The sequence below is a fragment of the Paenibacillus sp. 01T424 genome, from assembly GCF_056398745.1.
On the sequence record NZ_JBFTPZ010000008.1, the window covers coordinates 102866 to 115755 of the forward strand.

The 12890-nt window shown below is 41.9% G+C and carries 15 protein-coding genes and 1 tRNA gene; 8 read left to right on the plus strand and 8 right to left on the minus strand.

Features of this window, described 5'->3' with window-relative positions; translation table 11 throughout:
• The first annotated feature begins 40 nt into the window (after positions 1-40).
• Positions 41-733 (plus strand): uracil-DNA glycosylase, encoded by a 693-nt coding sequence (locus AC1DPK_RS09315; RefSeq protein WP_477510095.1) that lies wholly within the window; start codon positions 41-43, stop codon positions 731-733.
• Positions 734-791: 58 nt separating this feature from the next.
• Here the strand turns inward: AC1DPK_RS09315 and AC1DPK_RS09320 are convergent, their stop codons facing one another.
• Entirely contained in the window at positions 792-1754 is a 963-nt protein-coding gene (locus AC1DPK_RS09320) for an S-layer homology domain-containing protein (RefSeq protein ID WP_477510096.1), read from the minus strand.
• 200 nt (positions 1755-1954) lie between these two features.
• On the opposite strand from AC1DPK_RS09320, the gene AC1DPK_RS09325 reads away from it, so the two are divergent.
• A tRNA-Val gene (locus AC1DPK_RS09325) sits at positions 1955-2030 on the plus strand.
• 134 nt (positions 2031-2164) lie between these two features.
• Here AC1DPK_RS09325 and AC1DPK_RS09330 read toward each other — a convergent pair.
• From AC1DPK_RS09330 to AC1DPK_RS09340, 3 genes are all read right to left on the minus strand, one after another.
• The gene (locus AC1DPK_RS09330) at positions 2165-3301 is read right to left on the minus strand and encodes a site-specific integrase (RefSeq protein WP_477510097.1); all 1137 of its coding nucleotides are present in this window, start codon (positions 3299-3301) and stop codon (positions 2165-2167) included.
• 103 nt (positions 3302-3404) lie between these two features.
• Positions 3405-3590, minus strand: coding sequence for a helix-turn-helix domain-containing protein (locus AC1DPK_RS09335; RefSeq protein ID WP_477510098.1), 186 nt, complete (start codon positions 3588-3590; stop codon positions 3405-3407).
• A gap of 281 nt (positions 3591-3871) precedes the next feature.
• Positions 3872-4429, minus strand: a complete 558-nt coding sequence (locus tag AC1DPK_RS09340; protein ID WP_477510099.1) for a helix-turn-helix domain-containing protein — start codon at positions 4427-4429, stop codon at positions 3872-3874.
• 249 nt (positions 4430-4678) lie between these two features.
• Between AC1DPK_RS09340 and AC1DPK_RS09345 the strand changes: the two genes are divergently transcribed.
• On the plus strand, positions 4679-5803 hold the full coding sequence (locus AC1DPK_RS09345; RefSeq protein ID WP_477510100.1) for a hypothetical protein: 1125 nt from the start codon (positions 4679-4681) through the stop codon (positions 5801-5803).
• 33 nt (positions 5804-5836) lie between these two features.
• On the opposite strand, the gene AC1DPK_RS09350 is transcribed toward AC1DPK_RS09345, so the two are convergent.
• Positions 5837-6784: a hypothetical protein gene (locus tag AC1DPK_RS09350; protein WP_477510101.1), complete on the minus strand. Its 948-nt coding sequence runs from the start codon at positions 6782-6784 to the stop codon at positions 5837-5839.
• A gap of 549 nt (positions 6785-7333) precedes the next feature.
• On the opposite strand from AC1DPK_RS09350, the gene AC1DPK_RS09355 reads away from it, so the two are divergent.
• Complete coding sequence (locus AC1DPK_RS09355) at positions 7334-7771, plus strand: helix-turn-helix domain-containing protein (RefSeq protein ID WP_477510102.1); 438 nt, start codon at positions 7334-7336, stop codon at positions 7769-7771.
• A 734-nt stretch (positions 7772-8505) separates the two neighbouring features.
• Here AC1DPK_RS09355 and AC1DPK_RS09360 read toward each other — a convergent pair.
• From AC1DPK_RS09360 to AC1DPK_RS09370, 3 genes are all read right to left on the minus strand, one after another.
• Complete coding sequence (locus AC1DPK_RS09360) at positions 8506-9099, minus strand: JAB domain-containing protein (protein WP_477510142.1); 594 nt, start codon at positions 9097-9099, stop codon at positions 8506-8508.
• Between the two features lie 124 nt (positions 9100-9223).
• Positions 9224-9415, minus strand: coding sequence for a hypothetical protein (locus AC1DPK_RS09365; RefSeq protein WP_477510103.1), 192 nt, complete (start codon positions 9413-9415; stop codon positions 9224-9226).
• 17 nt (positions 9416-9432) lie between these two features.
• Positions 9433-9651: a hypothetical protein gene (locus AC1DPK_RS09370; protein WP_477510104.1), complete on the minus strand. Its 219-nt coding sequence runs from the start codon at positions 9649-9651 to the stop codon at positions 9433-9435.
• 357 nt (positions 9652-10008) lie between these two features.
• Here AC1DPK_RS09370 and AC1DPK_RS09375 point away from each other — a divergent pair, with 357 nt between their 5' ends.
• The 4 genes from AC1DPK_RS09375 to AC1DPK_RS09390 are packed head-to-tail and all read left to right on the plus strand — an operon-like array spanning position 10009 to position 12808.
• Positions 10009-10641 carry a GIY-YIG domain-containing protein gene (locus AC1DPK_RS09375; protein ID WP_477510105.1) on the plus strand — a complete coding sequence of 211 codons (633 nt, stop codon included), beginning with the start codon at positions 10009-10011 and terminating at the stop codon, positions 10639-10641.
• Complete coding sequence (locus tag AC1DPK_RS09380; protein ID WP_477510106.1) at positions 10638-11405, plus strand: DUF7662 domain-containing protein; 768 nt, start codon at positions 10638-10640, stop codon at positions 11403-11405. Before AC1DPK_RS09375 ends, AC1DPK_RS09380 begins: the two co-directional genes overlap by 4 nt.
• A 44-nt stretch (positions 11406-11449) precedes the next feature.
• Positions 11450-12475, plus strand: coding sequence for an HNH endonuclease family protein (locus tag AC1DPK_RS09385; RefSeq protein ID WP_477510107.1), 1026 nt, complete (start codon positions 11450-11452; stop codon positions 12473-12475).
• Positions 12476-12490: 15 nt separating this feature from the next.
• Complete coding sequence (locus tag AC1DPK_RS09390) at positions 12491-12808, plus strand: pyrophosphohydrolase domain-containing protein (RefSeq protein WP_477510108.1); 318 nt, start codon at positions 12491-12493, stop codon at positions 12806-12808.
• Positions 12809-12890: the final 82 nt, after the last annotated feature.

The following is a 12890-nucleotide window of genomic DNA, read 5'->3' on the forward strand; positions in this document are numbered from 1 at the left end:
TATTCAAAAACGATTGCTTTTGAAGGGGATATTAATGATTATGAATACGTTAGCAAATGATTGGGCGCAGAAATTGCAGAGTGAGCTTGAAGCGCCTTACATGCAAGAGCTTTTTGCCATACTGGCAGAGAAATATAAAACGACCACAGTTTATCCGGAAGCGGAAAATATATACAATGCACTTCATCATACATCCTATGAGCAGACGAAAGTGGTCATTTTAGGACAAGACCCCTATCATGGACCAAAACAGGCGCATGGGCTTAGCTTCTCCGTGCAGCCAGGATTAAAGGTACCTCCTTCACTAAAAAACATTTACAAAGAGCTGGAGTCGGATGTAAGGGCCACTGTGCCTGACCATGGAAGCTTGCTTTCATGGGCTAAGCAAGGAGTGCTGCTTCTAAATACAGTGCTTACGGTGGAGGATGGCAATCCTAATTCCCATCAAGGAATAGGGTGGGAGCAATTTACCGATCAGATTATTGCCGCTCTAAACGATAGGGAGAAGCCCGTGGTATTTATACTATGGGGCAAAAATGCAGAAGCGAAAGCGAAGCATATTAATGGGGACAAGCATCATTTAATTATTTCACCGCATCCGAGCCCATTTGCAGCGCGCAAAGGTTTTTTTGGAAGCAAACCATTTTCCAGGACAAATCGTTTCTTAGAATCGATTGGAAGCGAGCCGATTGACTGGTCGATTCCGATGCTGAATGAGCTTGAAAGCAAATAAAAAAAAGACTTCTCAACTGTCTGATGGTTATAAGACAGGTAGAGAAGTCTTTTTTGGTTTAATTGATGATGATCGCTTTGCCTGTTGATGATTCACTTGATCCCGTAGATTGCGAGGATTGGGTGAGTACTGGCTTTAGCTTAGCATCAATATAAGTGGAGGCGGATACATCTGTAATAACTTGAGGATACATTTTATCAGGATCAGGCATGACCAATTCTACATTGATGAAAGCTTGATCTCCTTCGAAAGCAATAGAGGTAATACGGAAACCATAACCGGGATGTCCTACTTGAGTGCTTACGGTTACTTTATTGATTTGCGGGTTTACCGCCTCAATTGAAAGCTTCAGGTCGAGGCTCGGTTGCTCAGGCTTAGTTGGAATCGGAGCCGTCTCCTTTACAAATGTAATGGCGTCATATAGCCAGCCTGCTGCTTCACCGCGCAAAATAGCTTTTTTAGGATAAAACTTGTTCGCACTATCCAATGTGACGATTTTGCTTATGAGAAGCTTTTGAATGCTGTCCATGTAGGTTTTGTTCACATCAGCCGCATCTTCCAACTGCATGAAAATTTCAATAAAGGCGTAATCGCCTTTCGTCATCATAGCTTTAAACAAATGATGAGCAAATTGCTCGCGGGTCATGATGTCGTTAGCTTTGACCGTTTTTGGAATTTCTAGACCATTAATACTCGCGATGATAAAAGCTTGCGAATACCAAGCGTTATCTTTTATGTTTGTAAAATAGTCGCTTGCTTTAGGTTCTTTAATGAAGCGGATATGGTTGATATTAATATCTAGCCCTTTAACGATCAAAGAAACGCCTTCGGCATAAGTGAGCTTGCCTTTAGGATTAAACTTGTCATGTTTATCTCCGCTTATTATGCCCATCTTCTTAAGCTCGTTAATTTTATGCTCGTTTACGTCATTTTTAACGTCCTTGAATGCCCATACGGATTGTCCAAGAGTGAAGAGCATCATTGCAACCAGTGTCATTGTCAGTATCAATCGTCTTTTCATACGGTCACCTCTTCTTTTATTTGCTGCAGCACTTACTTGACGTCGTTAAAAGACAAATTGTTGCAATTATTATACAATCATTATGACCGATTCCACTTTTGTGGAGACATCGTGATGAGAGTGGAGAGTCAGAAAAATCTGTAAAGAAATATGTTGACTTGGCGTCTTTCACCTGATATATTATTAATTGTCGCTAACATGATCTGGTAGCTCAGCTGGGAGAGCACTATCTTGACAGGGTAGGGGTCACAGGTTCGAACCCTGTTCAGATCACCATAACTTAAACTCCGAAAGCCTTGTCCAGCAAGGCTTTTTTTGTTGTGATCAACCATTGCCATGTCAACATAATCCCTTCATTGGTATCCGTGGTAGCAGCGTGGTAGCAAGCAATTCTAACTGATTAGTTCAAATTAGAAAAGCAATTTTGCTAGCTCAGCAGCTGCTTCTTCTTGCATGTTAGGGAACAGATGCGAGTACAGATCAATTGTAATCTTTATTGAGCTATGCCCCAATCTTTCCGACACTATTTTAGGATGCGTATTAATCTTGAGTAGCAGTGAGGCATTGGTGTGCCTAAGGTCATGAAAGGTGATTTTTTTCAATTCCGTTTTCTCCAGTAGTTTGTACCATATCCTATTGATGTTTCTTGGGTTAGCTTTTGTACCCAGCCCGTTACAGACAACAAGATCTTCCTGACTTAATGACTTTCCGAGTGAAAGCATTTCACGTCTAACCATTCTCATGTGCTTTTGAAGGTCGGTGGCTGTATCTGTATCGAAAGATATGGAGCGTATACTTGTAGCAGTTTTTGCTCCATGAATGATTTCTTTCCCATTATGGCTTAACGTTTGTCTAACGGATATCATTTTCCTATCGAAATCCACATCCATCCAACGAAGACCAAGTATTTCGCCTTGTCTCATCCCAGTGGTTAGAGCTAAATGAAAGGCAATGTAGTATCTGGTATAGGATCGTGCATAATTCAAGAATGCTTTCACTTCATTTACATCCCATACTTCGATTTCTTTCCTTTTAACTCTTGGCTTATCGATAAGGGAAGCGGCGTTCCGATTGATGATTTGTTTCTTGACTGCTGCATTTAAGGAAGTATTAACGATATTATATATTCGTTTAATTGTAGAATCAGCTAAGCCTTTGTCCTGGAGAGTGCTCAAGAATCTCTGAATGATCAATGGATTCAACTGTGTGAGGTTGATCCCTCCAAGTTCAGGGACTATATGCGTTCTCATATACACTTCAGTTACATGAGCGGTTTGAGAGGAGATCTGTTGTTTCTTCGCACGAATCCATTCAGTCAAATACTCACCATAAGTCATTTTTGATGGTTGGATGTATGCACCTTTATCTGCCTCGACTTGCGCTTCCCTTAGGGCTTTCTCAGCCTCTTTCTTCGTTTTGAATCCTCGTTTTTTTATTTGAATTCTTTTTCCGTTAGCGTCTTTACCTAAAGTAATAACATAGTAGTAGAAATCTTTGTTCTCTTTCTTTACGTTGTATTTACCAATATAACCTGCAACTCTAGTCATGTTTATTCTCCTTTCAATACGATTATTTATGGACCATATTTCACATCGGAATATCTAACGGATCACCTCGAATACGCACAATGCTCATTTTCATCACCACCTTTCAAGATAGATAATTACCGCTCATCCAGTTGTTGAAAACTTCCTTTAGAACTCGGATGGACTTACCAACTCTTATGACATGAAACTCGCCTGAATTAACGAGTTCATATGCTTGTCGACGGCCAATCCCTAATATTTGCTGAATATCGCTAACTCGAAGAACCTCTACATTTTCCAAGGTAAACACGACCTTTCGATTAGTGGTGGTCAGAACTAAACAAAAAAAGACAGGTACAATGACCTGTCCTCAAAGCAATCATATCCATACAAGAATAGAAGGATTTGCGGTTGGGCCGTTAAATCCAGCTTTCATGTTTTGACACAACTACTTATCTACTATTTAGCCCACTTCTCTAATGAAGGGCGCAATCCTACATCGCTACAACTACTAAGTGTCATTGGGATATGATCCTCTAACAGGTTTTCCTTACATCTATGTGTACAGCCCGATTAAGGCTGGAACTTTATTCATGTTTCTGTAGACCAGCCATTCATTTGATCTACGGCGTTCTTCTTTCTCGTCCATGTTTCCCGTCGAGCTTCAACCTTTCTAACTAGCGCTTTCACTTCCTCGATGAATTCCTCGAATTCCAGTACACTCATTTCCGCTATTTCATCCACTTCTTCATGCATCACTCCTGCTGGAGAGTATGCCTTCAAGTTCAGGTGCATTCGGTGCGATGGCTCCAGTAAGTCAAAGTTCTTAATAGAAGGTGTAATCCCGCAGATGGTAAAGGTCTTGGGGTTCCTGTAATAATCAAGTTGGAAAGCTTCAACTGGTACGGACATCACTTGAGCAATTTTGGCAAGCAATGCTGCTTTTAGTTCTTGTTGTTTACCTGATTCAAATCTTGATAAAGTCGAAGGGGAGGTTCCGATTTTATCAGCCAAGCCGTTGATAGTAAACAAACCTGGGTTACATTCCTCTGCTCTCTCACGAATGTACTTATGAATTTCGCCGAGACTACCGTAGCCTTGAAGTGTCTTAAGGTCTTCGGTTGTAATTAAGTAAGGCATTAATCCCATGAGCTCCACATCCTTTTCTGGTTCTGTATGTATCATATCAAATGTAATTCATAAACGCAACACTTGTTATTGCTAAAGTGCAATATTGGTGTTATGCTCATATTGAGAGAAATAAGAATGGAGAGGATTCAATATGTGCCATTCACTTGCGCTTCACTTAGTTCGGTTACATACGAATCAGGTAGAAGCGTTCATGCTCCAATATAATAACCTGAATGTTATACAAATTCTCGTAGGAGGCACACCATTATGTTCGATACACTCACCGTAATTGCGGAATGTAGGATACCAGAAGAAGGACTAAAGCAAATGATGGATCAGAGGGCAAGGGTAAAGTATCTTAACCCAGGGGAAGAAGAAGAAGATGAACTTACCACCTTCTCCTATGTATTATTAGGAGATCGTCTTATGCCCAGACTCAAATACAATAAGGATAGAGGAAGAGTAACTATAACCATTCCATGTTGCTCCTACTTCATGTTCGGATACCGTATGAAGAGGATGGATGCTACTCATGTACCTGCTTTTATTGATAAGCTACAGCAGTCATTCGTTAATGACTTAGCAATTGAGTTTTTGCTGCCCGCCGACCAATGGAAGGTTAGGAACGGGGATACATACTTTGATTTCAAGGTTAGTGACGTTGGTGCATATGTACAGTCGATTGCACAGATTGATCTAGCAGGATACAAGACAAAGAACTATCGATTTGAGACGACGAGCTTCGAGAGCGGTTCGAAGGACTGCAAGTTCTACGATAAGAGGGCTAAACTCATTGAAGATGGGTGTCAGGATGAGCGTGATCTTGAACTTAGCCAGAATGTATTACGATTTGAGGTTGGCGTGGCTCGCTACGATATGAAGTACTATGTTAAGTCGCATTCGCTTGGTCAAGTAATGTCAGAAACCTTCCTTAACGATCACTTGGAAAGGTTTCTGCGGCGACTCAACATATCTGAGCTAATAATGACCAATGAGCGAGATATTTATCAGCGACTTAAGAATGTTTATGATGAGAAGTGGGCCGAAACCTTACTTGGGTTCATTTCTAGGCGCACGAACGGAATACATACAGATAATGAAAAATATGAAAGACAAGAGAACATGTATCTTAAAAAGATAGCTCATGCGGGACTTGCACCAATTATTAGTGAAGTGTTTTTGCCGCCGTTACTTTTGCCGTGGATGGATAATAGTAATGTACCGTTAGTAGAGAAAACTCGACCATTGCATGTCGTTCCTTATCAAAAGGAAGAAACGGCAAGCACTATACAATATGTCGCCCCGACAGCGACAGATCTCGACAGAGTTCTGAAAACTATGGTATCGCGTCCTAACAGCCGCATTTCCTATACCTTTAGCAAAGTTAATTGACTCATATTGTAAGGGGCGGCAGCAACCGTCCCTTTAGTTGTATATTTTTCTTATTGGATTCTCGGCGGTGTTCCAAACATCATTAACTGCTTGAACGTGCAATGTCCGTTGGGTGGGGGAGAGGTGAGCACTGCCTCCAAAGTTATCATCGGTGATGATGGCTATGAAAGAGTCTACGAATTCTATCATGTTGATTGCGCGGCATATTACCTCTACTTCAATGGACACGAGACGGCAATAACGCGGGTTCCACAATGCTAAACGCTYGATCTCAGGTTTAAAGCCTGGAGAGAGACAGGATAATATCCAATAGGCAATTAATTGACGACTCTGCCCTATCTTCCAGCGAAATTCTGACTCTGTTTTGATGTCGATAAGTGTATTATCGATGATTAGATCGCCATCAGCGCCGTCCACAAGAGCAGATACAGCCTCTCCAAACCGTGGGTTACACATAATGTTATGTGATGCTTGAAACCTCTCTGAATGCCTCTCTGTGACTTGCATTAGGGTCTGTAGGTCATGAATATCGTCATCAATGGCATGAAGAATTGCGGGAATATCACCAGCGCCTGAACGATAAAACTGCTCCAACTGACCCAGTACAATTGCATCTTTAATTATGACTTGGGTAAGCGCTGAGTCCCCCCCAATATACCTGTTTCGCCGCTCTACAACTCCATTGTAAGCATCATGGATATACTTCCTATCTAAGATGCTAACTGCTATTGATGCCGCTAAATGATCACCCTCGCGCTCCTGGTGAGCACCATTGATGCGCTGTACATACGCACGTAATAGATAGTCATATGCGTGTCCAATGACTGGATTGGCTCGGTTTTCATGCTGAACAATGATTGGAGGTATGGAGGGAAATGGATCGCCGCCGTCCATGCAAATAAATGATTCCTTTAGTTTTGGTATATTGGCGAATAAATCCTTAATTTGATCGTTAAATAACAGTAGATGAGTGATAGACATGAGAGTACTCCATTCTTTATCGGTATTCTTTTAGCGTAAGCAGTTGATACATGACTGTCAATCCACAACTACTCTCTTTGAGCTCGGTAATATGTTCTTTATCAGACTAATTGCCACTTCATTTGAAATTGCTTTTGCATTTTTTTATCTTCAATTACCTCATAGATTTTCTAGCACTTTTAACTGTCGATATACAACTTTGATACGTCAGTATTGATGTCAATAAAGTTAAAAATCAACATCATCTAATTGCTTTCCCCCCCCTGAGGATACCCAATTTAGCATATTTTAGAATACATCCCCAACCTCCCAAACCCTAGGACTGGCGCGGCTTTGAGGGAAATATAGTCCACACACTGTGTGAAGTGCACTGAAGATTAAAGATACTTATAAATTCGTTTAATAAATAGCTTGTAAAATTTCTTTTAAATGGTTACGTTACACTAGAACGATAAGGTTTCCCCACTGTTTCCCAAATCGTTTGCACCTTCTCAATATAGCCTCCCTTCATACCAGGAGGGGGGCGTAATAACCGAAAGGAATGATGTTATGGATATGTCTGATTTAGATAAGTACGGTGAGTTCGGCTTTAGACGGGACTATGTTGATGATCCCGATGATTGCATGAGTATCTATAATGCTAGACGCGAAGTAATAATTAATATGGATTGCTTGCCGCTTCATCACCAGGTAAAGACCAAGAGGATACATGATGGGCTCGGCCAGAAAGAACTCGGGATGATACTCCGTCTTCCTGCTTCCACTATAAGTATGATTGAAACTGGGCAGCGATTAATACCTAAGAACCGCTTGAAAGAGTTTGAGCATTATCTTTACGAATGCTGGTATTCAGATGGGGAACTAATTAATAGCTTTACTGAGGATGATCTAAACCCACCAATGAAAGAAATGGATATAGAAGAACAAAGGGCTTTCTGGAAGTCAATAACGGATAATGATCCTGATCTGTATGGTACGATATTGTAACTGATCTGCGGTGGAAACTAATACACCTATTGAAACAGGAGGTAACATGCATGAATAGCACTATTGAAATGAATGAGCAAGATGAGCCAAGTTACTGGCCTGAATTTATATTTGGCTTTAACCAAGATGATGAAGGAGACGATGATAACGATGAATGAACAAGATGAATTCCTAAGGGCGCTTGATTTGGAAAGTAGTTTGCCTTCGTGTAGTCCAGCACAACGCGAGGCCAATATCCACAGGAAACGTATGTATCTATTATTTATGAATAGGAAACCTAATGACACCGCGACTACCCATACTGATTTGCAATTGGATTTGTATGTAAGGAAGATGACTAACCCCTCTTTTCGTTTTTCGGCTAGTACATTAATGAAGGAATAACGAAGAGAACCACCTGTATCAGATGGCCCCTCGCGCCAATACTCTATTAATTTCTTCTGTAAACTTCTTCGGCTTCCTGGGCAGTATAATCATCAAGTACTGAGCTTATTATAGCCTCCAATTATTCAAACTTTTGTTTTGATAAGCCAAGCTCCCGTGCTGCCAGAAGGGCATACCCTGTGATTGCTGTGTTTGTAATCATTGAATTACCTCCATAAGAATTAGTATGGATTAGAACACCTCATGATGCGAATAGACAGGTAATGCGCGAAACGAAGTGGAGCGCGCCCTCTATAGCCGAAGGCATAGCGAAAAGAGCCAGCCATAAAAGCCGACCCCTAATGAATGTTTTACATTAAACCTCTTTCCTTTAGTGAGCAGTAACTGTCTGTTGAAACGATAACGTGGTCAAGCAGTTCAATGCCTAGAATTTCTCCAGCATCAGATAAACGTTTGGTAATCTGAACATCCTCTGGGGAGGCTTCTGTCATCTGAGTAGGGTGATTGTGTACTGCAATGTAACTTGCCGCAGCTCTCTGGATGAGTGAACGATAGACTTCCCTAGGATGAACAATTGCACTATTAAGCGTCCCAACACTGATTCGCTTTTTGCAAATAACGTGATTCTTCGTATTAAGTGGAATTATCCAGAATTCTTCGTGCATTAGGTGCCCGATCTCGAAACGGATCATGTCGAAAACGTCCTTCGGAGAACGGATAACATACGGATTTTCACGCGGCGTGTTTAATGCCCTCGCCAACTTGAGAGTACTAACGATCTGACGCGCCTTCGCGGAGCCAATACCTTTGATGCGTGTAAGTTCCATTTCATTAGCATCAAGCAGTTCATAAGGCGTAACAAAGCGAGTAAATAGCTCTTGAATGACGGTGCTATCTTCTTTCACGCAAAGTGCATCAGCTAAAGCTGTTCTAATAGAGTACATGTTCACTGTGGATTACCTCCAAGAAATAGAAATAGAAATAGAAATAGAAATAGAAATAGAAGAGGCACTCGGCCTCCCCTTGAATGGGTATAGATATTGAGTTATCATTGAATCGATAATGGTTTTACTGAGGGCGCTGGCAGGCGTCCTTTTTCATGCCTTGAAATTCTTCGATCTTCATTTCCATGCTTATGAGCATTGCCAAGCAACAAATATACTGCCTTCCGTCGTCGGTTCTAAGCGATGCCTTGTTGTTCAGACGCTTCTTTCTGACGCTCTGGAGAGCCTCTTTACGCTCCCGCAACTGTTTAATCATCTGCGTATCATCCTTTCTTAACTGGCGCGATCTTGACGCTTAAGATACCATTCCAATTGTTTTGGATAGTACTTTGCGAAGTAAGCTCGCACATACCGATTAGCCAACTCCTCATCGATCTTCCATACACGCTGGAAGTACACTCTCAAGACGCGAGCCGCCATTACCAATTGATCTTGCATTACAAGCTGACGGAGTAGCACAATCATCTCTTCAGCTATTTGTCGTTTCTCCACGTTTCATCACCTCCTTTTTGCCTACTCTCACACGGCTTGTTTTGGATCTCTGTCCAACAAAAGAAGCTCTCGTCGATAACCTTGTTAGGTATCAGACGGGAGCTCTTGGTATGGCAACTATGTTACTTACGCAGGGAACGGGTGGGCGATTTCAAAGCACTGATGCTAGCCACAGTTGCATTACTTGAGATTGGAAATTTTTCAAATTTCAGATTGCTTATATAAAATTATTTTAGCAAGGATATTGCCAAATAGCGTCGAAATGTATAACGATACAGAACTGATGTTTGCTGTCAACCAGTTGACAGAGTAGTTTGATACTATCCTTATACCGCATTATGGATTGGAGTCGAATGCATGAGCCATTTATGTACTGAACTACATCGGATAGTGAATGAGTTGCCGAGATTTCACTTCCCGATCAATGACAAGCTCATTCCGAAGAATGGAATATATATTGTCTTTGAGAAGAACGAGACTGGACATGATGCTGACCGTATCGTACGAATCGGAACACATAGGGGCGTGAATCAGCTTCGATCACGTTTGAAGCAGCATTTTGTTCATGTGAATAAAGACCGCAGCATCTTTCGGAAGAATATTGGTAGATGCATACTGCATCGAGCAGCCGACCCATATCTCAAGGTATGGGAGCTAGATTGTACTTCATCTGAAGGCAAGGCGAAGCATGGACCGTTAATAGACGCAACCTATCAGCAGGAGATCGAACTCAGGGTAAGTGAATACATCCAGCAGAATTTCTCGTYCTGCGTACTGGAAGTGCCAAGTAAAGAAGAACGATTATATCTTGAATCGCGTATTGTCTCTACCGTAGCAGCATGTCAGGAGTGCGGGCCGTCCGTGCGCTGGCTTGGAATGTCTTCTCCTGTACTAAAGATTCGAAATAGCGGTCTATGGCAGGTCAATGAGTTGTACAAGGAACCATTAAGTTCTGAAGACATGTTAAGATTGGTGGAATTGTGCCGATGAGTAATAAGAAGAGGCTTTGTATTATTCCTTGCGGTTCGGCGAAAGTATGGGATTCGAATCTGAATGCAGGGCCGCAAAGAGCCGAAGATGTCTATACGGGGGTATTTGCTTCTAGTTGCCAACGCTATGCCCGTGCTTTCTTTGACCATTGGGTGGTTTTATCTGCAAAGCACGGATTTTTATTTCCTGGCGATACGGTGCCTGAAGCTTATAACGTTTCCTTCATCAAGCCTTCATCGGAAACCATTACGATAGAAGCTCTGGAACATCAAGCCATGCAATCTGGTTTGTTTGAGTTCGATGAGATAACCGTTCTAGGTGGAAAACACTATGTTGACCGCGTGAAGGCAATATTCAAGTCAGGGCAGCAGATCGAGCTTCCTCTGCATGACTGCAAAGGAATCGGCTATATGCTTCAAAGGCTATCACAAGCGTTAGAAGGCAGAGCGCCGATTGCGCACACGTCACTAGTTACAGCGATAAGGGAGCGTGTTCAGGTAGAGAGTAAGGCTGCTCCATCGATTGGGAAGTATACTCCGTTATATAATTACCTTTTTGCGGCTAGTGAGTCGGTTATTACGTTGACGAGCGAGCAAATAGAAGAGATCGTTGGATTTGCGCTGCCTGCTTCATCAGTCAAACACCGTGCATGGTGGGCGAATGATATCTCGCATTCTCATGCCAAAGCATGGCTGCTTGCTGATTGGGAGGTTCAATCGATATCGCTTTCCCTGATCACATTCAGTCGAATTCAAGTTGAGTAACCACAATCCGTAAATTACACTTGCTCATCAGTCAGGAGGCACTAATGTCACAATTTACAGAAGAATATCCATCACTTGAATCCTACTGGCGTTCAGTTATACTTTTCGGTCAGAACGTTGCTTCTTACAAATTCGCATTAGCCAAGTCCCTCTTGGAGGTATCGCCAAGTGCAAATACTTTTATTCCTCTTGAGGATCTTTCGGAGCCATTCTCTAGGCATATTCTTGAGCATCTCAAGCTTAACGATAAACAGATTACATCAAAATCCAGCACGTTCATTGATGCTTGTAGGAACTATAATGCTGGGACATTAGACAAAGCTGAGCTTATCCGTACGACTTTAAAATTTGGCTATGCGAACGTCCTGGATGCTTTCCATGTAGTCAACCGCGAGGAGATTCCTGTTAAGTTTTTTGAGAAAGCTATGAATGGAAAACAGAAGGGGATTGTCCTTACCGACGACATCTTCCGTCTTATGGAGTCTGTTCAGAATCCGAATCTGCCTTATGAAGTTGAAGCTAGATGGAACTTAGTAGAGACGGCATGGAAGCTCGGAATGAAGTCATCATTAATAGCTGTACATTATGATGAATCAGACAACCTATTCTACGCTCAGGAAGATAAGCTAAGAAGAACAGCTGTTACATCGGCTCGGCATGCGTTAAATGGATATCAAAAAGGGAAATGCTTCTACTGCTTTCGAGATATAACGGTTGATCCTACTTCAGATGATCTGGCTGATGTGGATCATTTCTTCCCACATACACTTAAGCGACAAACATCAGTGAATCTAGATGGCGTCTGGAATCTCGTGCTGGCCTGCAAGTCCTGTAATAGAGGGGATAACGGCAAATTTGCTAGAATTCCTTCGATCCGCTTACTGGAGAGGCTGCATAAGCGTAATAATTTCTTTATTGAGAGTCATCATCCTCTCCGTGAGACACTGATTTTGCAAACTGGCAAGGTGGAGAAGGACAGGCATTCTTTCCTCCTCCAATTTGATAAGTTGGCTATTAATGCACTTATTCATCGCTGGCAGCCAATATTTGAACTTTCTCCAGCGTTCTAATCTAAGGAGGCAATTATGAAAGTATACAACAAACTTATCCGTGACAAAATCCCAGAGATCATGGAGATGAACGGCAAGACATTTGAGTTGCGTACATTGAGTGATCGTGAGTACTGTGAAATGCTTAATAAGAAGCTTCACGAAGAGCTGCAGGAGTTCGAAGAAGCCAGCGACACCGAGCAAATAGCCGAACTGGCAGATATCGTTGAGGTTATTTACGCAATTGTGGGGAGCAAAAATGTAAGTCTTGATGAATTCGATCAAGTCCGTTTAGCAAAAAAAGAAGATCGTGGTGGATTCGCCCAAAAGCTATTCCTGATTAGTGTCGACTAACGATTGTTTCAGGGGCACCTATAGGGTGCTCTTTTGCTTTGTTGTGATATTGTCCATACTTGGATTAGAAGGAACTTGTCGT

What these genes read in the sequence shown, in the direction of transcription:
- AC1DPK_RS09360 (WP_477510142.1), bottom strand. Translation starts at nt 9,099, where the DNA reads ATGTACTCTATTAGAACAGCTTTAGCTGATGCACTTTGCGTGAAAGAA.
- AC1DPK_RS09390 (WP_477510108.1), top strand. Translation starts at nt 12,491, where the DNA reads ATGAAAGTATACAACAAACTTATCCGTGACAAAATCCCAGAGATCATG.
- AC1DPK_RS09355 (WP_477510102.1), top strand. Translation starts at nt 7,334, where the DNA reads ATGGATATGTCTGATTTAGATAAGTACGGTGAGTTCGGCTTTAGACGG.
- AC1DPK_RS09330 (WP_477510097.1), bottom strand. Translation starts at nt 3,301, where the DNA reads ATGACTAGAGTTGCAGGTTATATTGGTAAATACAACGTAAAGAAAGAG.
- AC1DPK_RS09385 (WP_477510107.1), top strand. Translation starts at nt 11,450, where the DNA reads ATGTCACAATTTACAGAAGAATATCCATCACTTGAATCCTACTGGCGT.
- AC1DPK_RS09345 (WP_477510100.1), top strand. Translation starts at nt 4,679, where the DNA reads ATGTTCGATACACTCACCGTAATTGCGGAATGTAGGATACCAGAAGAA.
- AC1DPK_RS09315 (WP_477510095.1), top strand. Translation starts at nt 41, where the DNA reads ATGAATACGTTAGCAAATGATTGGGCGCAGAAATTGCAGAGTGAGCTT.
- AC1DPK_RS09320 (WP_477510096.1), bottom strand. Translation starts at nt 1,754, where the DNA reads ATGAAAAGACGATTGATACTGACAATGACACTGGTTGCAATGATGCTC.
- AC1DPK_RS09340 (WP_477510099.1), bottom strand. Translation starts at nt 4,429, where the DNA reads ATGGGATTAATGCCTTACTTAATTACAACCGAAGACCTTAAGACACTT.
- AC1DPK_RS09365 (WP_477510103.1), bottom strand. Translation starts at nt 9,415, where the DNA reads ATGATTAAACAGTTGCGGGAGCGTAAAGAGGCTCTCCAGAGCGTCAGA.
- AC1DPK_RS09380 (WP_477510106.1), top strand. Translation starts at nt 10,638, where the DNA reads ATGAGTAATAAGAAGAGGCTTTGTATTATTCCTTGCGGTTCGGCGAAA.